At 61.2% G+C, this 19,529-nt stretch carries 17 protein-coding genes; 8 read left to right on the top strand and 9 right to left on the bottom strand.

Translation table 11 applies throughout. The features are described from left to right. Positions 1–124 precede the first annotated feature (124 nt). Genes FW764_RS20275 through FW764_RS20260 form a run of 4 tightly spaced genes read left to right on the top strand, consistent with a single transcriptional unit; the run spans position 125 to position 5,651 of the window. Complete coding sequence (locus FW764_RS20275) at positions 125–1,288, top strand: isovaleryl-CoA dehydrogenase (protein WP_446435388.1); 1,164 nt, start codon at positions 125–127, stop codon at positions 1,286–1,288. 12 nt (positions 1,289–1,300) lie between these two features. Next, positions 1,301–2,908, top strand: a complete 1,608-nt coding sequence (locus FW764_RS20270; RefSeq protein WP_446435387.1) for a carboxyl transferase domain-containing protein — start codon at positions 1,301–1,303, stop codon at positions 2,906–2,908. 14 nt (positions 2,909–2,922) lie between these two features. Beyond that, positions 2,923–3,729, top strand: a complete 807-nt coding sequence (locus FW764_RS20265) for a gamma-carboxygeranoyl-CoA hydratase (protein ID WP_446435386.1) — start codon at positions 2,923–2,925, stop codon at positions 3,727–3,729. Further along, a complete protein-coding gene (locus FW764_RS20260; RefSeq protein WP_446435385.1) occupies positions 3,726–5,651 on the top strand; it encodes an acetyl/propionyl/methylcrotonyl-CoA carboxylase subunit alpha in 1,926 nt (641 codons plus the stop codon). The genes FW764_RS20265 and FW764_RS20260 overlap by 4 nt, the downstream gene beginning before the upstream one ends. Here the strand turns inward: FW764_RS20260 and FW764_RS20255 are convergent. After that, positions 5,648–6,283, bottom strand: a complete 636-nt coding sequence (locus FW764_RS20255; RefSeq protein ID WP_446435384.1) for a LexA family protein — start codon at positions 6,281–6,283, stop codon at positions 5,648–5,650. The two genes, FW764_RS20260 and FW764_RS20255, sit on opposite strands and share 4 nt — an antisense overlap. Before the next feature lie 130 nt (positions 6,284–6,413). Here FW764_RS20255 and FW764_RS20250 point away from each other — a divergent pair, with 130 nt between their 5' ends. Beyond that, positions 6,414–6,764, top strand: coding sequence for a DUF6124 family protein (locus FW764_RS20250; RefSeq protein WP_446435383.1), 351 nt, complete (start codon positions 6,414–6,416; stop codon positions 6,762–6,764). 464 nt (positions 6,765–7,228) lie between these two features. Next, entirely contained in the window at positions 7,229–8,380 is a 1,152-nt protein-coding gene (locus tag FW764_RS20245) for a M14 family metallopeptidase (RefSeq protein WP_446435382.1), read from the top strand. 43 nt (positions 8,381–8,423) lie between these two features. On the opposite strand, the gene FW764_RS20240 is transcribed toward FW764_RS20245, so the two are convergent. The 5 genes from FW764_RS20240 to FW764_RS20220 all read right to left on the bottom strand — a co-directional run bounded on the left by FW764_RS20240 (position 8,424) and on the right by FW764_RS20220 (position 13,855). Further along, positions 8,424–8,963, bottom strand: coding sequence for a cytochrome b (locus FW764_RS20240; RefSeq protein WP_446435381.1), 540 nt, complete (start codon positions 8,961–8,963; stop codon positions 8,424–8,426). Beyond that, complete coding sequence (locus FW764_RS20235; RefSeq protein WP_446435380.1) at positions 8,960–10,042, bottom strand: catalase family peroxidase; 1,083 nt, start codon at positions 10,040–10,042, stop codon at positions 8,960–8,962. Before FW764_RS20235 ends, FW764_RS20240 begins: the two co-directional genes overlap by 4 nt. Before the next feature lie 111 nt (positions 10,043–10,153). Continuing rightward, positions 10,154–10,918 carry an enoyl-CoA hydratase-related protein gene (locus FW764_RS20230; protein ID WP_446435379.1) on the bottom strand — a complete coding sequence of 255 codons (765 nt, stop codon included), beginning with the start codon at positions 10,916–10,918 and terminating at the stop codon, positions 10,154–10,156. Positions 10,919–10,959: 41 nt separating this feature from the next. After that, positions 10,960–12,255, bottom strand: a complete 1,296-nt coding sequence (locus FW764_RS20225) for a hypothetical protein (protein ID WP_446435378.1) — start codon at positions 12,253–12,255, stop codon at positions 10,960–10,962. Then, on the bottom strand, positions 12,248–13,855 hold the full coding sequence (locus FW764_RS20220; protein WP_446435377.1) for an amino acid adenylation domain-containing protein: 1,608 nt from the start codon (positions 13,853–13,855) through the stop codon (positions 12,248–12,250). Before FW764_RS20220 ends, FW764_RS20225 begins: the two co-directional genes overlap by 8 nt. A 197-nt stretch (positions 13,856–14,052) precedes the next feature. On the opposite strand from FW764_RS20220, the gene FW764_RS20215 reads away from it, so the two are divergent. Together FW764_RS20215 and FW764_RS20210 are read left to right on the top strand one after the other, a co-directional pair. Then, complete coding sequence (locus FW764_RS20215; protein ID WP_446435376.1) at positions 14,053–14,559, top strand: sigma-70 family RNA polymerase sigma factor; 507 nt, start codon at positions 14,053–14,055, stop codon at positions 14,557–14,559. Beyond that, positions 14,556–15,293 carry an anti-sigma factor family protein gene (locus tag FW764_RS20210; RefSeq protein ID WP_446435375.1) on the top strand — a complete coding sequence of 246 codons (738 nt, stop codon included), beginning with the start codon at positions 14,556–14,558 and terminating at the stop codon, positions 15,291–15,293. The genes FW764_RS20215 and FW764_RS20210 overlap by 4 nt, the downstream gene beginning before the upstream one ends. Here the strand turns inward: FW764_RS20210 and FW764_RS20205 are convergent. The 3 genes from FW764_RS20205 to FW764_RS20195 form a co-directional block, all read right to left on the bottom strand. Beyond that, a complete protein-coding gene (locus tag FW764_RS20205) occupies positions 15,290–16,228 on the bottom strand; it encodes a Csu type fimbrial protein (protein WP_083360409.1) in 939 nt (312 codons plus the stop codon). The genes FW764_RS20210 and FW764_RS20205 overlap by 4 nt on opposite strands. A 67-nt stretch (positions 16,229–16,295) precedes the next feature. Then, entirely contained in the window at positions 16,296–18,689 is a 2,394-nt protein-coding gene (locus FW764_RS20200; RefSeq protein WP_446435374.1) for a fimbria/pilus outer membrane usher protein, read from the bottom strand. Positions 18,690–18,730: 41 nt separating this feature from the next. Next, entirely contained in the window at positions 18,731–19,516 is a 786-nt protein-coding gene (locus FW764_RS20195; RefSeq protein ID WP_446435373.1) for a fimbrial biogenesis chaperone, read from the bottom strand. Positions 19,517–19,529: the final 13 nt, after the last annotated feature.

Below are 19,529 nucleotides of genomic sequence, written 5' to 3'. Positions count from 1 at the left end.
GGTTGACGTAAACGTAAACTACGATTGACAGCGCCGTAACGCAAGCTTACGTTAACGTAAAGGTGAGCGCCCTCCCCGGCACACTCTCCACACAACAACAACGCTTACATTAAGGTGCCTGTCCATGAGTTACCCGTCCCTGAACTTCGCCCTCGGCGAAACCATCGACATGCTGCGCGACCAGGTGCAGTCCTTCGTGGCCAAGGAAATCGCCCCGCGCGCAGCCCAAATCGACAGCGACAACCTGTTCCCCGCTGATATGTGGCGCAAGTTCGGTGACATGGGCCTGCTCGGTATTACAGTGCCGGAAGAGTACGGCGGCGCCGGCCTCGGTTACCTCGCCCACGTGGTAGCCATCGAAGAAATCAGCCGCGGCTCGGCTTCGGTAGGCTTGTCCTACGGCGCCCACTCCAATCTGTGCGTCAACCAGATCAACCGCAACGGCAGCCACGAGCAGAAGCTCAAGTACCTGCCCAAGCTGATCAGCGGCGAACACATCGGCGCCCTCGCCATGAGCGAGCCGAATGCTGGCTCCGACGTGGTCTCGATGAAGCTGCGCGCCGATAAACGCGGCGACCATTACGTGCTCAACGGCAGCAAGACCTGGATCACCAACGGCCCTGACGCCAGCACCTTCGTGATCTACGCCAAGACCGACCTGGAAAAAGGCCCCCACGGCATCACCGCGTTTATCGTCGAGCGCGACTGGAAAGGTTTCAGCCGCAGCAACAAGTTCGACAAGCTCGGTATGCGCGGTTCCAACACCTGCGAGTTGTTTTTCGATGACGTTGAAGTGCCTGAAGAAAACATCCTCGGCGCGCTGAATGGCGGCGTGAAAGTACTGATGAGTGGCCTGGACTATGAACGCGTGGTGCTGGCGGGCGGCCCGATCGGCATCATGCAGGCGTGCATGGACCTGATCGTGCCGTACATCCACGACCGCAAACAGTTCGGCCAGAGCATCGGCGAATTCCAGCTGATCCAGGGCAAAGTCGCCGACATGTACACCCAGCTCAACGCCTGCCGCGCCTACCTCTACGCCGTGGCCCAGGCGTGCGAGCGCGGTGAGACCACGCGCAAGGATGCGGCCGGGGTGATCCTGTTCAGCTCCGAGCGCGCCACGCAAATGGCCCTCGACGCGATTCAGATTCTGGGGGGTAACGGCTACATCAATGAGTTCCCCGCCGGGCGCCTGCTGCGTGACGCCAAGCTGTATGAAATCGGCGCCGGTACCAGTGAGATTCGGCGGATGCTGATCGGTCGCGAACTCTTCAACGAAACCCGCTGAAGGAGCACACCCATGGCCATCTTGCACACCCAGCTAAACCCGCGCTCGGCGCAATTCGCCGACAACAGTGCGGCGATGCGCCAACAGGTCGACGCCCTGCACACCCTGCTCGCCCATGTGCAGCAAGGCGGCGGCGCCAAGGCTCAGGAACGCCATACGTCGCGCGGCAAACTGCTGCCTCGCGAGCGAATCAACCGCTTGCTTGATCCCGGCTCGCCCTTTCTCGAACTCAGCCAACTGGCTGCGCATCAGGTGTATGGCGAAGACGTGCCCGCAGCGGGTGTGATCGCCGGGATCGGCCGCGTCGAAGGCGTGGAGTGCATGATTGTCGCCAACGACGCCACCGTCAAAGGCGGCTCCTACTACCCGCTCACAGTAAAAAAACACCTGCGTGCACAGACCATCGCTGAGCAGAACCGCCTGCCGTGCATCTACCTGGTCGATTCCGGTGGCGCCAACTTGCCGCGCCAGGATGAAGTGTTTCCTGACCGCGAGCACTTTGGACGGATCTTTTTCAACCAGGCAAATATGAGCGCCCAAGGTATACCGCAGATCGCCGTGGTAATGGGCTCGTGCACCGCGGGCGGCGCGTATGTGCCGGCCATGGCCGACGAGGCGATCATGGTGCGCCAGCAGGCCACTATCTTTCTCGCTGGCCCACCGCTGGTAAAAGCGGCGACAGGCGAAGTGGTCAGCGCCGAAGACCTCGGCGGTGCCGACGTGCACTGCAAGATATCCGGTGTGGCCGACCACTATGCCGACAGCGATGAACATGCGCTGGCCCTGGCCCGGCGCAGTGTGGCCAACCTCAACTGGCGCAAACAGGGCGAGTTGCGCCAACGTACGCCGGTGGCGCCGCTGTACAGCAGCGAAGAGCTCTACGGTGTGATCCCTGCCGACGCCAAGCAGCCATTCGATGTGCGCGAAGTGATCGCGCGGCTGGTGGACGGCTCGGTGTTCGATGAGTTCAAGGCCTTGTTTGGCACCACGTTGGTATGTGGTTTTGCCCATCTGCACGGCTACCCGATTGCGATCCTGGCGAATAACGGGATCTTGTTCGCTGAAGCCGCGCAAAAAGGCGCGCATTTTATCGAACTGGCTTGCCAGCGCGAGATTCCCCTACTGTTCCTGCAGAACATCACCGGTTTTATGGTCGGCCAGAAGTACGAGGCGGGTGGCATCGCCAAGCACGGGGCCAAGCTGGTGACTGCCGTAGCCTGCGCTAAGGTGCCCAAATTCACGGTCATCATTGGCGGCAGTTTCGGTGCCGGAAACTACGGCATGTGCGGCCGCGCCTACGACCCGCGCTTTCTGTGGATGTGGCCGAACGCGCGCATTGGCGTGATGGGCGCCGAACAGGCGGCCGGCGTACTTGTGCAGGTCAAGCGTGAACAAGCCGAGCGTGCCGGGGTGGGCTTCAGCACCGAGGAGGAAGCCGCGATCAAGCAGCCGATCCTCGACCAGTATGAAACCCAGGGCCACCCCTACTATTCCAGCGCGCGCTTGTGGGATGACGGCGTCATCGACCCACTGCAAACCCGTGATGTGCTGGCACTGGCCTTGTCCGCTTCGCTGAACGCCCCCATCGAGCCGAGCCGCTTCGGCGTGTTCCGCATGTAAATGGAGCTGTACCCATGAGCGATTTCAACACACTCGAACTGGCCACCGACAGCCGTGGCTTTGCCACGCTGTGGCTCAGTCGAGAAGCCAAGAACAACGCGTTCAACGCCGAAATGATCCGCGAACTGATCATCGCCCTTGACCACGTCCAGGGCGACCCAGCCCTGCGTTTCCTGGTGCTGCGCGGGCGCGGCAAGCATTTCAGTGCCGGTGCCGACTTGGCGTGGATGCAGCAATCCGCCGAGCTTGACTACCACACCAACCTCGACGACGCCCGCGAGCTGGCAGAGTTGATGTACAACCTGGCCAAGCTGAAAATTCCGACACTGGCTGTGGTGCAAGGCGCCGCCTATGGCGGCGCGCTGGGCCTGATCAGTTGTTGCGACATGGCTATTGGGGCCGATGACGCGCAGTTCTGCCTGTCGGAAGTACGCATTGGCCTGGCCCCCGCGGTGATCAGCCCGTTCGTGGTACAGGCTATCGGCGAACGTGCGGCGCGGCGTTATGCCCTGACCGCCGAACGCTTTGGTGGCCAACGGGCACGGGACATCGGTTTGCTGGCAGAAAGTTACCCAGCCAATGAACTGGACCAACAGGTGGAACAGTGGGTGGCCAACCTGTTGCAAAACAGCCCTGCGGCGATGCGCGCCAGTAAAGACTTATTGCGCGAAGTGGGCAACGGCGCCCTCACCCCGGCACTGCGCCGCTATTGCGAAAACGCCATCGCGCGGATTCGCGTGAGCACCGAGGGCCAGGAAGGCTTGCGATCTTTCCTGCAAAAACGCCCACCCAGTTGGCAAGCACAGGAGCCGCGCTCATGAGCACACTGACCACCGTACTGGTGGCCAACCGCGGCGAAATTGCCTGCCGCGTGATGCGCACCGCCAAGGCCATGGGCCTGACCACGGTGGCCGTGCACAGCGCCATCGACCGCGATGCGCGCCATACCCGCGAAGCGGACATTCGTGTCGACTTGGGCGGCAGCAAAGCCAGTGAAAGTTATCTGCAAATCGACAAGCTGATCGCCGCCGCCCAGTCCAGTGGCGCCCAGGCGATACATCCGGGTTATGGGTTTCTGTCGGAAAACGCCGACTTCGCGCGCGCGATCGAAGCGGCGGGCCTGATTTTTCTCGGCCCGCCCGCCTCGGCCATTGATGCCATGGGCAGCAAATCGGCGGCCAAGGCGTTGATGGAAAAAGCCGGTGTACCGCTGGTGCCGGGTTATCACGGCGAAGCCCAGGACCTGGAAACCTTCCGTGATGCCTGCGAGCGAGTCGGCTACCCGGTGCTGCTCAAGGCCACGGCCGGCGGCGGCGGCAAGGGCATGAAGGTGGTCGAGGACGTCAGCCAACTGGCCGAGGCATTGGCATCGGCCCAGCGTGAGGCGCTGTCGTCCTTCGGCAATGGGCAGATGCTGGTAGAGAAATATCTGCTCAAGCCGCGCCATGTCGAGATCCAGGTATTTGCCGACCAGTACGGCCACTGTCTGTACCTGAATGAGCGTGACTGCTCGATTCAGCGTCGCCATCAGAAAGTCGTGGAGGAGTCACCAGCGCCGGGCTTGAGTGTTGAACAGCGCAAAGCCATGGGCGAAGCCGCAGTGCGCGCAGCCCAGGCCATCGGTTATGTCGGCGCGGGCACGGTGGAGTTCTTGCTGGACGCGCGCGGCGAGTTTTTCTTTATGGAGATGAACACGCGGCTACAGGTAGAGCATCCGGTGACCGAGGCGATTACCGGCCTCGATCTGGTGGCGTGGCAGATCCGTGTTGCCCAGGGCGAGCCGCTGCCGATCACGCAAGAACAGGTGCCGCTGATCGGTCACGCGATTGAAGTGCGCCTGTATGCCGAAGACCCCGCCAATGATTTCCTCCCGGCCACCGGGCACTTGGCGTTGTACCGTGAATCGGCGCCAGGCCCTGGCCGCCGTGTGGACAGCGGCGTGGAGCAAGGCGACGACGTTTCGCCGTTCTACGACCCGATGCTCGGCAAGCTGATCGCCTGGGGCGAAGACCGTGAACAGGCGCGACTGCGCTTATTGGCGATGCTCAATGAATTTGCCGTCGGCGGACTCAAGACTAACTTGGGTTTTTTGCGACGAATAATCGGCCATCCGGCATTCGCGGCAGCGCAGTTGGATACCGGATTTATTCCCCGCTATCAGGATGCGCTGTTACCGCTTCCGGGCGAATTGAGCGATGAGTTTTGGCAGGCGGCGGGTGCAGCGTTTATGCAGAGCTTGCCTAACGATGATGGGCCGTGGGCGGATACGCGAGGTTTTCGTGCAGGGCTGCCTGCAGAGGTTTCGCTGCATTTGAGCTGCAATGGTCAGGATCGTCTGGTGAGGTTGGATGGCGGCGCCGCGCAGTTGCGGGGCGAGCAGTTGGTGATCGAACACAACGGTGTGCGGCGTGCCCACCTGGCAGTTCGCAGCGCAGGCAGCGTGTACCTGCGCTGGAGCGGCGAGATGCACACCGTAAGCCTGTTCGACCCGATTGCAGCGGTCGAAGCCAACCAATCCCATCAAGGTGGCCTTACGGCGCCCATGAACGGCAGCATCGTACGGGTGCTGGTGGAGGTCGGCCAAGCTGTCGAAGCCGGTACGCAATTGGTGGTGCTTGAGGCGATGAAGATGGAACACAGCATCCGCGCGCCCCAGGCCGGGGTGGTCAAGGCGTTGTTCTGCCAGGAAGGCGAAATGGTTGCTGAAGGCAGCGCCTTGGTCGAGCTAGACACAGCGGATTAGAACTTCGCGGTGGCTTGCACGACAACGCCGAGGATTCGGCAATCGTCGCTGAACAGCAGCTTCGGATAGGTCGGATTGAGCGGTACCAGGTAGAGCTGGCCGCTCTCTTCCATTAACTGGCGAAAGGTCGCCTGGGTACTATCGGCCCATTGGGCGACGACCAGTTTGCCGGGCTCGGCTTCGATGGCCGGGTCCACCAGGATCATCATGCCGGCGCCAATGCTCAGGCCGCTGGGAGCGGTCATGGCATCTCCCGTCACGGGTAGCCAGAAAGCGTCGCCCCGGGCGTGGTAATCCGTCAGCTCGAACCGTGCGGCACCGTAGGTTGGGCGTTCTTCACGTACTTCGCAGACACCTTTCCAATCACTGACCGGGTAGCGGAAATACGGGTTGTAGTGTTGTTCCAGTGCTGTCGCGTCATCGGCTTTCTCGCGAATTTCCAGCGCGACCTCCAAGTACCCCAGCCCCAACTCGGCGAGCACCCGATTCATATCCGCGAGGCTAGGCACACGGCGCTTGTTGAGCCAATGGCCCACACCGCCCTGGGACATGCCCAAGCGTTCGGCCAGTTCATCCTGCGTGACCTTGCGGTCTTTCATGTTGGCTTTGACCAACGCTATCCAGTTATCCATGGGCCGAGACAATACGTTGCGTAGTTGCTACGACAATAAACAGTTTGTAGTAATCCATCAAATGACATAAATACGATCCGTATTATTATCGATGGCAGGTTTTAGACATCCACTCAGAGTACCCACCCTCATGACGACCCGCCCGTATTACCTGCCCAACACCTCTGAAACCGACGAACTGTTGGTGATGCGCAACAGCGGCGCCGCCCAGCGCGCACTCGACTATTACTTGAAAGAGGATGTTTCGACGCCAATCGCGGACGCGTCATTTTTCGACATTAAGCCCGGTATTAGCCACGAGGACGCACTGGTTCACGCTTCCGACCTGCTGCGCAGCGCGGCGGCAGCGGCGTACGAATCGGCAAGCAGCCGTCAGGGCAACCAACGGGATCTGGCGTTTTCAGTGGTGTATTTGATTGATATGGCAAAGGCGATGGTGGAGCAGACATTGCAAGTGCCAGAGGGTCAGGCAAACACTTGACCGGCACACAGCGAAAATATTTCTATCTCAGGGATAAAAACATTTGACTCGCAAATGATAATGATTATTATTGTTGGCAGCTGATCGCGAGATCAGTCGATAGACCAAGGGACCTTAGGTCGGACTCTTGGAATATCTCCTCATCAGGCTAATCACGGTTTTTGACCCGGCTCTTTGGCCGGGTCTTTTTTTGCCAGTTTTCCTGGCATGGCTTCAGGCTAATGAAGACTGTGTGTTGCTCGATGGCGCGCATGGTAGCAAAAGACCATCGCCAAAAGAAAGCCGAACCAACGCTCTAGACCGGATCTTTGCGAAATAGCGCTTGAGAATCAATCTCATAGATTCTAAGCTGCTGCGGCGTCAAGGACGACGCCCCCTCCCCCTCTGCAACAATTTCGCATCAGAATTGCGCCTGAGTCCTTGTAAGATATCTGCCACAACTCTCCTACTCAGGCGACCCGACTATGACTGTGGCCTTGACCTCCATCAAGATCAGTACCGACTTCGACAGCGGCAATATCCAAGTCCTGGATGCCAGCGACGCCTACCAGTTGCTGCTTGCGATCAAACCCGATACCCGCAGTGCGCATTTCCAATGGTTCCACTTTAAGGCCGAAGGTATGCACGTGGGTCACACCCACACCTTTCGCCTGAGCAATGCGAGTCAGTCCTCTTACAAAAACGCTTGGAGCGGCTACAGCGCGGTAGCGTCTTACGACCATATCAACTGGTTCCGCGTCCCCACGCGTTTTGATGGCGAAACATTGCACATCAGCCTGGAAACCCGTGAAAAACAAGCCTGGATCGCCTACTTCGAACCCTACAGCCGTGAGCGTCACGACTGGCTGATCGACCTGGCCTTGAACCGCGCTGGCACCGAGTTACTGGCAACAGGCAAAAGCGTCGAAGGCCGCGACATCCAACTGCTGCGCCGCGGTAAAGGTGGTGAGGGCCGACGCAACGTCTGGATCATCGCCCAGCAACACCCCGGCGAACACATGGCCGAATGGTTGATGGAAGGCATCATCGAACGCCTGCAGCAGGACGGTGACGCCGAGTTGAAAAAGCTTCTGTCCGTCGCAGACCTGTACTTGATACCTAATATGAACCCTGACGGTGCCTTCCACGGCCACTTGCGCACCAACGCCATGGGCCAGGACCTCAACCGCGCCTGGCAGAGCGCCAGCCAGGAGATCAGTCCAGAAGTACTGTTCGCCCAACAGCAGATGGAAAAATACGGCGTTGACCTGTTCCTCGATATCCACGGCGACGAAGAAATCCCCTACGTGTTCACCGCCGGCTGCGAAGGCAACCCAGGCTACACCACGCGCCTGGAAGTGCTGGAGAAACACTTCCGCGGCCACTTGAGCGCGCTGACCCGTGACTTCCAGACCACCCACGGCTACACCCGTGACCTGCCGGGCGAAGCCAACATGACGCTGGCCTGCAATGCCGTCGGCGAGAAATATGACTGCCTGTCACTGACCCTGGAAATGCCGTTCAAAGACAACGATGACGCGCCCAACCCAAAGACCGGCTGGTCGGGTGAGCGCTCCAAGCAGTTGGGCAAGGATGTGTTAAGCAGCGTCGCCGATATCGTTGGCATCTTGCGCTGATGGCTGTGTGGCGAGCGAGTTTGCTCGCCACACAGCCCTGGCATCAGCCCTTGGTGCCAGTCATGCTTTGCAGCACGCCGTCACGGCGAATCAACCCGTGGAATAGTGCCGCCGCCAGGTGCAATAGCACCGTTAGAAACAACAGATAGGCCAGGTACCCATGCGCTTTGCGCAACAGCGCAAACAACGGCGCATTTGCCCCCACCAACGCCGGCAGCTGCACTGAACTACTAAGCATCACCGGATCACCGGCTGCCGAAATCATCGCCCAGCCCAGCAGCGGCAACACCAGCATCAACGCGTACAACACTAAGTGCGACGCCTTGGCTGCCAGCACTTGCCACAATGGCAAATCGACAGGCAGCGGCGGTTGCCGGGTGGAAAAGCGCACCGCCAACCGCACGATCACCAACGCCAGAATCGCAATACCCAACGGCTTGTGCAGGTGAATCAGCCACTCGTGGCGCTCCGACACCGACGCCACCATGCCCGCGCCGATAAACAACATGGCGATGATCATCAAGGCCATCAACCAATGCAGCAGGCGGGCCAACAGCGCGAAAAACCGTGGTTGAGCATTCATGGTTTCGACTCCTGAGGGGCACTGTGCAGTGGGCTGACTTCACCGGCGCGGCGCACGTACGAACTGGCATAGGCTGCCGAACGCGCCGCCAGCAGCGGATCGTTGGAAGCTTGAATACCACTGGGCAAAATCAGTGGGTCAAAGTTGATGTCGCGGCAATCACCGTCCGCTTGCGGCTGACTGCTTTGCAGCACCAGGGTACCGGCGTTCAGCACCTTGTGTTCACCGGCCCAGGCCTTGCTCGCATCGTCCAAAGGGTCGCCGGGGTTGGCCAGGGTCATGTTCAGTTGCCAACGCAGCGGGCCGGAAGCCAGGCGCTGTACCAGGTCTTTTTCGAGGAAGTCGCTGCCCGATGGCGCGGTGTCGCCGGCCGCATCTTGGTCTTGTGGCACCACGCCCCAACGCACCGCCTGACGCTTGCCATCCGCGCTCACCAAATAAAACGCATTGATGCCGTTGTAGGTTTCAGTCGCATAACTGGCCGACGGCTTGGCTGTCTTGACCCACGCCAGAAACGGCGCCGTCTCCGGGTGCGCGGCAAAAAACGCTGGCATGCCCGCCGGGTTCGGCTTGCCGGTGGCCGGGTCCGGCGCACCCGCCTTGAGCATCTGGTAAAACGCCTCAGGCGTGCCCACCGGGAACACCGGCATGCTGTTCATCCCCGTGCGCCATTGCTGGCCGTTGGCCTGGCTGAACTGCAGGGCGAAACTGCGGATAGGCACACTGCTGTCCGGCGCATAGGGGTTGCCGCTGGGTAAAGCAAACCGACCGATCACCGGGGTTTTCGCCGCGCTGAACACCTGGGCACTGGAATACGCACGCACCTCGGGGCTGCTCTCGAAGTAACCCGCCACGCATACGCCCTTGGCATGGTTACGGCGCAAGCCCGGGTGCACGCCATTATTGGTTTCAAGGGCGTTGACCAGGGTCTTGGGCTGCAGGCGCTGTGGGTCGAGCATACCGTTGACGTAGGCAAACGCCCCGGCAACAACAGCAACCACCGCACCGATACCAGCAAGCCGTGCGATCAGGCTCGGCGTGCTGAGCGGAGGACGGGGCGGTGATGAGTGATCTACCATGAAAAGCTCCAGCACAGAGGGAAAAGAGCTATGAGACGAATCTCACGTAGGTTTATTCCTCCTTCGCTGTAGTTATTTTCACAGCTGATCCCGTTTGTGCTTTATTTTCTCCTACGACTGATTGAATAAGGCCTGGCGCTTGTTCAGAAAAGCATTCATGCCCTCCTGCTGATCGGGTGTCGCAAACAAGCCATGAAACAGTCGGCGCTCCAGGCGTACCCCATCGCGCAAACCCACTTCAAGAGCCTGCCCCACGGCCTCACGCGCGGCTCGGGTGGCGGTGCGGGAAAACCCGGCAATCTGCGTCGCCACCGCCAGCGTCTGCTCCAGCAACGTCGCCGCCGGGTACACCCGTGACACAAGTCCTGCCTGCTCCGCCTCCTGGGCCGTCATCCGCCGGCCGGTCAACACCAGGTCCATCGCTTTGGCCTTGCCGATCAGCCCGGTCAAGCGCTGGGTCGCGCCCATGCCCGGGATCACGCCCAGCTTGATTTCCGGCTGGGCGAACGTGGCGCTGTCGGCGGCAAAAATCATGTCGCACATCAGCGCCAGCTCACATCCTCCGCCATAGGCGTAACCGGCCACGGCGGCAATGGAGGGCGTACGCAGGTTAGTGAACGCCTCCCACCCGCAGAAATAATCTTCGTTGAGCATGTCCAGGTACGACTTGCCGCTCATTTCCTTGATATCTGCCCCGGCCGCAAAATACTCGGCAGTGCCAGTGAGCACAAAGCAACCGACCTCCGGGTCTTGGTCCAAGGCCGTTAAAGCGGTGACAAGCTGCGCCATCAACGCTGAACTCAATGCGTTTTTGACCACAGGGCGATTCAACCGAAGCAACACCACCCGGCCATGACGCTCGATCATTACATTCATAGAAACCTCCAAATATTGATGTGCTGAACCCGCGTGTTACCTCACGAATCCCAGATCGCGCCATAGGCCGGTATGCCCCTGGCTTCCATCTCTTCCACCACACGCCGCGTCAAGCCCTGATTGGCAATGCAGATCACCGCCTCTGCGCCGAACACCTGCACCGCGCCGTAAGCCAGTTGCACAAGGTCGGGCTTACCGCGCTCATCGGTGTCCCAGATCAACGCGTTCGGCTGTGCCCGCAGAATCTCGTCCACCAATGCATCACCGTAGGTCGCCCTCGGGCTGCGGGTAGACCAGATCAGTTGGATCGGCACCTTGGCTGCCAATAGGTGCGGCATCACAGGGCCGATACCGCTGCCGGTCGCCACGTACACCACCGACGTGAACAACGTCTCCACACGGGCCACTCCGGCAGTGGTAATGCCCTTGACCCACACGTGGTTGGGCAAGTCCTCGATGAAACGCCCCGTCCAATCCCCGGCCCTGGAAATGATCAAGCGAAACCCGGCCTCGTTCGGTGCTGGGATATTGGCAAACGAATGCCACTCCAGCAGCGGGTGCCGACTGATCGCCGTGGATGAGCCGGCAAACGGTGTGGTGTGAGCGAAGCGGGTAACGACCGCGTGCCCGGAAGGCCGCGTATGTTCAACCGCTACTTTGCGCAGGCGTAGCCATGGCAGCGCGATGCTCAAGGTCAGTAGCACCAGTATCCAGAACGAGCCGCTGAGCAATAGCTGCGCCCCATCCTCCATCGACGCCAGCAGCGTCAGCCCCCAGAACACCAGCAGTACAGACCACCCGGCAAAACGGTGAACCCGTTCGAAACCGTTGTGAAACCGACCTCGAACCCATGGATGAGCCATGATCACCATCAACAGCAACAGGCCTAGCAGCAGCCCGGCCATCCACATCCAGGCCGACGAAACGCTACCCGGGTGCTGCAGATACCGTACGCCTTGAACACCGAGCATCGCTGCGAACCAGGCGGTCGCGGCCAATGCCGAGCCGCTGTGCAGACCACCGATGTGGTAGACCTTCGCCGCGCTGCGGCGGATACGCAACGGCCAACACAGCGGTATACGCGTTGCCAACCAGAACAGCGCATTGATCAGGTATTGCTGGCGAATCACAATGGCAACCGACAGGTTGATCAACACCATGTCCGCGAGCCTCTCAACGGTGAGGGCGTGAACGTCCACAGCCAGCAGCACAAACGCGTTGCCCATCAGCACCAGCGCCAACAGACGGTTGTAGTAAGAGAACATCGGCAGTGACGTCCAGCGGCGCCAAAGCGCGGGCTTGGGCGGCACAACGGTACGGGTCAGCGCATCAATCATGGCCGGGGCCCTCAGTTATGAGCGCCAACAACGCCACGTGCCGCTCCCGAGCCCGCTGCAGCAATAGACCCTTGTCGATCTTGCCCCTGGCGGTCAGTGGAAAATGCTCCATCGCATAGATCGACGACGGCACGCAGTAGTAGGCCAGGCGTTCCTGGCACCGGGCTCGGCACGACTGAACGTCAGCACTGGCCGGCGAAACAAAGGCCACCAGGTTGCGGCTGTCCAGCTTCAACGTGACCGCCCGCGTGCAGCCATCGCCGGCCTCCAGGGCGGCGGACACGGCGTCCAGCTCCACACGAAACCCGCGAACCTTTACCTGATCATCGACCCGCCCCAAATGTTCAAGCTGCCCCTCAGTCGTCCAGCGCCCCAGGTCCCGCGTACGAAACATCATCGCGTCACCGCCCATAAAGGGGTCCGGGCGGTAGCGCTCGTCAGTCAGCTCAGCATTATTTAAGTAGCCGACCGTTACCCCTGCGCCGCCGGCCCACATTTCACCGGTTTCACCCAGTTCACAGGCACGGCCGTGTTCATTGAGCACATACACGGTGTTATTGGGCGTGGGCTTGCCGATGGTCAATAGCGTGCCAGGCACGTGCCGATGCAGCGTATTGACGATCGTGGTTTCGGTGGGGCCGCAACCGTTGTAGAACGCGCAGTGTTCGGCCCAATGCTCGGCGAGCGCCTGGGAACAGGGCTCTCCCGCCACCGCGACGACCTTGAGGTCAGGGCATTGCTCAGGGTCAAGCGTCGACAGTATCGAGGGCGTTGCGATCAATACGTCGCACTGTGCAGCGGTTTGCGCAATATCTTGACCTCGAATCAGCAGGGTCGCACCGTGTGCCAAGCAACCGAGTATTTCCCAGGCTGCCATGTCAAACCCGATATTGAGGACCTGCCCCACATTACGACCCGGTGCCATGCCCATCCGCCCCGGCTCCGTCAACAGGATGTTGCACACGTTGCGGTGACTGACACACACGCCGTTGGGCCGCCCGGTCGTGCCGGAGGTGAACAGCACGAAACACAGATCATCGGTGTCAGTTGCGGCGAACACCTGATTGTTGTCCTGGGCGATCCAGGGCTCTTCGGCCAGAAACGTGTCCAGGCCCAGACAGCGATGGGCTGCATCAGCCGGTATACGCTCGGCCAGGCTCGACAGGCTCAGAATCACGGGGCTGGACAGCGACTCCAGCACCATGCTCAGTTGCAGTGTCGGTACGATTCTGGCGTCCTGAGGGACATACGCGGCGCCCACCTTCAGCACCGCCAAAAGCCCTACCAGCATGGGAATCGAACGCTCGACGAACAGCGCCACCGTGTCGCCGCGCTTCACGCCCTGCTCTACCAGGCGCACGGCCAAGCGATTGGCTTGACGGTTGAGCTGTTCATAGCTGATACGCTGGCCCGCCCACACTGCAGCGATGGCTTGCGGCGCCCGTGCCGCTTGCCCCTCAATGGCGTGGTGCACAGTGTCGCAGGCGGGCTCGGCCGTAGGGCCACACCCCCATTGTTCAAACACAACTCGCTGCGCGGCAGGCAAATGAGCCAGAGCAGCTCGGGAAAAGAACTGTTTATCGATCGGAGAAAATGTCATGCATACACCCTCATCAATTAACTGCCGAAGTGGTTCCCGGCTGTTACGAGGGTTGATTGAGGTAGGGGAGTGGCATTACAGGGCCGCTCGCATTGCAGATTTTCCCTATACAAAAGCGCAACATTCGTACTGCTGTTGATGGAATAAGCTACGTCGGCCAGCGTCTTCCTCTGCACAATCGATCAGAACCCACGCCCATGCACGAGCTCGACGAACAGTTACGTGAACTCATCCCCAGGATGCGACGGTTTGCCGTGTCCCTGACGCGTAACGCCAGCAGCGCCGACGACCTGGTGCAGTCGACCCTTGAACGGGCGATCATCCGTTGGGCCGATAAACGCATCGAAGGTGATCTGCGTGCCTGGCTGTTCTCTATCCTCTACCGACAGTTCCTCGACGCCCACCGCCGCGGTCGGCGCTATGCACGCATGCTCGATTACTTTACCGGCCGTGACGACGCGCAACCTTCGGTGGAGCGCACGGTGATGGCTCAGTCGACCTTGCAAGCCTTCGATAAACTCAACACCGAGCAGCGCGCCCTGCTGCTCTGGGTGTCTGTCGAAGGGTTAAGCTACAAGGAGGTTGCCGTTATCCTCGAGGTGCCCGTCGGCACCGTCATGTCGCGCCTGTCTCGGGCGCGCCAGGCCTTGCGTCAACTCAGCGACGGCGAAATTGCCAGCCCTGCCCTGCGGATACTCAAATGATCAGCCTGCCCCCCAGCGAACGCGATTTGCATGCCTACGTCGATCACCAACTGTTGGAGAGCGATCGCCACGTGCTTGAAACCTACTTGGCGGCCCACCCCGACGTCGCAGCCCAAGTGCATGCCTGGCAACAGGATGCGCAAGCGCTGCGCGCATCATTGAGCGGGGCGTTGCAACAACCGCCCAACCCCGAATTGGACCCGACGCTGATTCGCCAGCGCATCAAGCATCAGTCGCGCCGCCACTTCGCGAGCGCCGCCGTGCTACTGATCGCAGTCAGCCTAGGCGGCATCGGCGGCTGGCACGCCCGCGAAGCCACCCAGCCGGCAATGTTGCCGATGGCCGATGCGATGCAAGCGTTCCGCCTTTTTGCGCAGGACGGCATTATGCCGGCCGACTACAACGCCCAGGACAGCAGCACCATGCAGGCCTGGCTCGACCGCTACTTCAACCAGGCTCATCGCCTGCCCGACTTGAGCCAGGCGGGCTTCAAGCCGGTCAGCGGGCGTTTGCTCACCACTGAGCAAGGCGCTGCCGCCATGGTGCTGTACGAAGACCCGCAAGGGCGGCGCATGAGTTTCTACATCCGCCCGCCAGGCCCGGAGAACGGTTTTCTGCCGCGTGGCAGCCGCAGTGCCGACGGCTTGCAGGCCGAATACTGGTCTGGCAGTGGCTACAACTACGCGATGGTCAGCCCGGTGGGTCAGCTGACCCCGCAGACGATGAAGTTCTAAAAGCCCACGTCCAGCACGACGTTGTCGATGTAGGTGCCGCCTGGCGGTGTGGTCTGGTCGCTGTAGACCTTGGCGTTGTAGTTGAACACTTGGCTGCCGGTGCCCAAGCCATTGCCAGGGTTGACCTCAGCCGTGGAGCTCGCCCGCCGCGCCGCGCCCACACTGCCCCAGCGCGTGGTGCCGGCGCTCTTGAAAATGTCGTACGCGAGAAAATTACTCCCGGACACCATCTGCCGACGGCCGCCCACACTCACCGGGTTTTGCCCATCGCTGAGGCCAACGGTGTAGGCGCTGCCTTTGGTGCAAGCCACGCTGGCCTGGCCGCTGACGGTGGTGAATGCACTGACCACCGGCGCACTGCCAAACGCGATCGGCGGTGTGGTGATCTGGCAATCATTGACCACGGTCATGCTCACCGTCAGCGTGGTAGTGCCGCTGTTGACCTCACGGCCCAGGCATATGCCGCCAAGGCCAATGCCCGAGCAATAGTTCCAGTTCCAGAACACACTCAGGGTTTCGCTGTACACACCGGCGGCGACGTTACTGCCGAGGGTGGTGGCGAAATAAAGCGGCATAACTTTTGTGCCGGGCCCGAACACCAGCCCCAGGGACGCGGCAATACCGCCACTGCCACCAAAGTCGAACGCGGTGCCGCGCGTCATCGGGAACGCGGTGGTGTTGTTGGCGTAGATCGTATAGTTGATAACGTCCCCGGTCGGCCCGACCAAGCCCCCTTGCGCTGAGCCGCTGATGGTCGCGTAGAAATGGTCATTGGAGGTCAAGACCGACAGCAGCGCTGGCGTGCAGCTCAAGCCACCATTGGTGGTTGAGCTGGGCTGGGAGGTGGTACGTACCGTCATCGAACTCACCGTTGTGCCAAAACTGGCCGGTACCGTGGCGACCACCGAACACACGGCCTGTACCTGTGCAGACATACCCAAACTTGCCAACGGCAACCACCGTAACAGCCATTCCTTAACCCGCACACGCACACTCCCTAGGTCATTGGCACACCAGTGGCCCGATCAACGGCACCTGCTCCTGCGTGGTGTCCAGTTCAAACGTCGCCTGGCAGGTTTGGCCGTCACCGACCGAGACTTGCAAGGTGTTATGCGCCGCCAGGTTTTCCAGGTAGACCAGGCCGTCCCAGCCGACTACCGCCAGCGCGCCACTTTGCTCATGGCGTACCTGGCTGCCCAGAGACAAATCCTGATGCTGGGTATCGACCAACGTGATGCTCGCCGCGAGCACCCGGCGCACCGGGAACTCCAACAAGTAGCCACTGCCCCGGCGCACGGCGACCCGTTGTTCGACATTCGGCACTTGCACGTTGGACGGCAAGTTCAGCGGGTCGATCTCGTATTTGGCGCGGTAGTAGGCGCTGGTCCACGGCACCAGCAAGTGCCCGTTGCGGTCGGTTTCGCCGACCACCTGGTTCTCATAGCGCACCGGCACGCCACCCACGCCATCGGTGCTCACGACCACGAATGCATCGTCGACGCGGTTGGCGGCGAACACGTGGTGGTCCATCCACACCAGCGAGCCACTGGCATCCGCCCAACGGGTGTGCGCATCGCTGTTGCCATACACGCCCGCCTGCAATTGCACCGACTGCAGGCGCCAGGTCAGGTCGGCCTGACGATAAGCCGGTCCATCGCCGCTGGCGTACCCCAGGTTGAAGCCCACACCGCCCTGGGCGGGTACGGCACGGCTGTAGTTGACCCGCTGCTGGCTCTGCCCGGTTTTGCTGCGCTCACTGCCCACGCTGAGGCTGCCGTACACGTCGAAGGGCATCACCACTTGCGCCTGCACCGCCCAACTGCTGTCGCCAACCTCATGGTTGGCCGACAGGTAAAAACTGCTGTTGCGCCACAGTGATTTGCTCCAGGTCATATTCACCAAGCGCGTGCGCGAGTCATCCGCCGCCTGCACATCAAAATAGCCCACGCCCAGGCTGCCGAAATCATCCAGGTTCAAGCTCAGGGTGGCCTGCTGGCTGCGCTTGCTGAGGCTGGCATAGGGTGTGTCGACCAAGCTCAGGTCGGCGTACTCATCGCGCCGCTCCACCCGCTGGTAAGACAGGCTGTAACGCTGGTTGCTGTATTGATAGCCCAGGCTTAGTTGCTGGCCGGCGCGGCCGTCGAACTGGCTTTGGCTGACGGCGGTGTTGAGCACACCGAAGTTACCCACGCGCAGGTTGCCACCCACACCGCCCAAAGCCAAGTCACCCGAGGCTTCGGCGTGGCTTTCCAGGGTGAACGCGTCCGACAGTCCATAACGAAAGGTGCCGCTGGCCACGCCGGGGCCGTAGCCGAAATCGCGCACGGTGTAGTCGCGGCGCAGGTTACCGGCGGCCACCGAAAAGTCCGATAAGCCCTTCTGCAGCAGGGTGCTGGTGACATAGAACGGCACCGTGGTCGACACCTGTCGGCCGAGGGCGTCAGTGGTCACCACCACCGCCTCCCCCGCGCCGTTAATAAACGGCACGTTGGTCAGCGTGTACGGCCCCGGCTGCAGGTTGGCACTGCTGGATTTGTAACCGTTGATAAACAGGTCCACCGACGACGGCACCGCCGCCTCCCCGGCAAACTGTGGCAAGGGGTAGGTGACCAAGTCGGGGCGCACGCCAAAGTCGCGCGACACCTGCACCCCGCCCAGGCGCACCGACGTGTTCCAGGGCAACGCGCCGCTGATCACATCGCCCGCTTCATAGGTCAACAGGCGTTCGTCGTCGGAAAACCGCCAAGTGGTGTCATAGCGCCGATAGCCATTGTCCGGGCTGCTGCCGATTGTCTCCCGGCCCATGGTGGTGCGGTATTGGCCGGTGTTGGACAACGTGCCCCAGGTGTCGAAGAGCCTGACTTCGTTGAAGATGCCGAGGTAGGTGCCCGCGTCATCGGTGTCATTAAGGTAGGCGTCATAGTTGAGCAGCGCGCCGAAACTGGTCAGCGCATGGGTGCGCGGGTAGTTATCACGATTGCCGATAAACTGCTCCGGCAACCAGGCGGGCGGCACCGTGAGCATCAGGCGCTGGCCCTGGCTGTCGTAATCGGTGTGCAGGCCCGGCAGGTTTTCCAGCGCGACCTCGGTGGGCACATCACCCGGCAGCTTCATACCGATTTCCTGCAACACCGAGGCTGGCATAAACAGCTGCCCGGCGCGTTGATTAACGGCGACCACACGGCCGGTGTCACGCTGGTTGACCACCAGTTCCAGGAATAACTGTGCATCGGCAACAGCCTCCAGACTGCCGGGAGGGGGCGGCAATGGCGCCGCCACGCCTGGCGCCACAAACACCAGGCCAGACAGGCCACTCATCACCCACACCGACCGCCATAGACATCGAGCCCTCTCGCGGCTCACCAAGGCTTTGTGTCCTTCAATGGACATCTCCATCCGTTAACACCCGGGGCTGCTCCCTGCCCTATCGCACTGTTTTATCGACCTGGTGCGAGGCTCTCCAGTTGCGTTGCACCATTGACGCGGACCTGCAAGGGCTGATCCGCCGGCAGCCCGTCCGGCACCGGCCAGCGCATGGTCGCGCCCGGCAGCACATAGCCCATCAAGCCTTCCACCAGCGGCCGAGGTTGGCCGCCCTGCTTGAACGTGGCATCGGTCAAGCGCGCGTGGACGGCGCCCTGGTTGCGCATTTCGACGTAATTACGCCCACCCACGCTGACTTTTTTCCAGCTCAGGTCCGGCTTGCCGGCCCCCTTTGGGTCGCGGTCGCGGGTGCCGTCGACCTTGCTCCAAAGGCCTGGGCCATAGGCAAACAACGGCACCGAATAACGCATCTGGAACCGCACCGCGGCGGCGGTCTTGCCATCGGCAGGGGCTGCGGGGGGCGTGGCCGATGGGATCTCATCGATGATGATGCGATAGGCCAATTCCTGGCCCGGCGGCACGTCCTTGGTGCGGGTCAAACGCACCAACTGTTTCTGCCCCGGCTCGATTTTCGCCACCGGCGGGCTGCCGATCACGTCGCGCTGGTTCTGGTACTGCTCATCAAAGCCGCTCTGGGTCCAGGCGAACACACGGATTTGCAGGTTGGCGGTCTCCGTGCCACGGTTTTCCAACCACAAAGCGCTGGCCTGTTGATCGGCCTCCAGCACCGGGTCAATCGGCCAGATCAGCACCGAGCTGGCCGCCTGGGCCTGCCCTGCCGTCAACGCCAATAACGCGCTCAAACCCGCTGCCCACCCAAGCCGGGAAGCTGCATACATAAGTCTCACTCCT

Source organism: Pseudomonas sp. 1152_12 (assembly GCF_052850675.1).
Note: the sequence above shows the minus strand (reverse complement) of the source record. Positions and strands in the feature narration are given on the sequence as shown.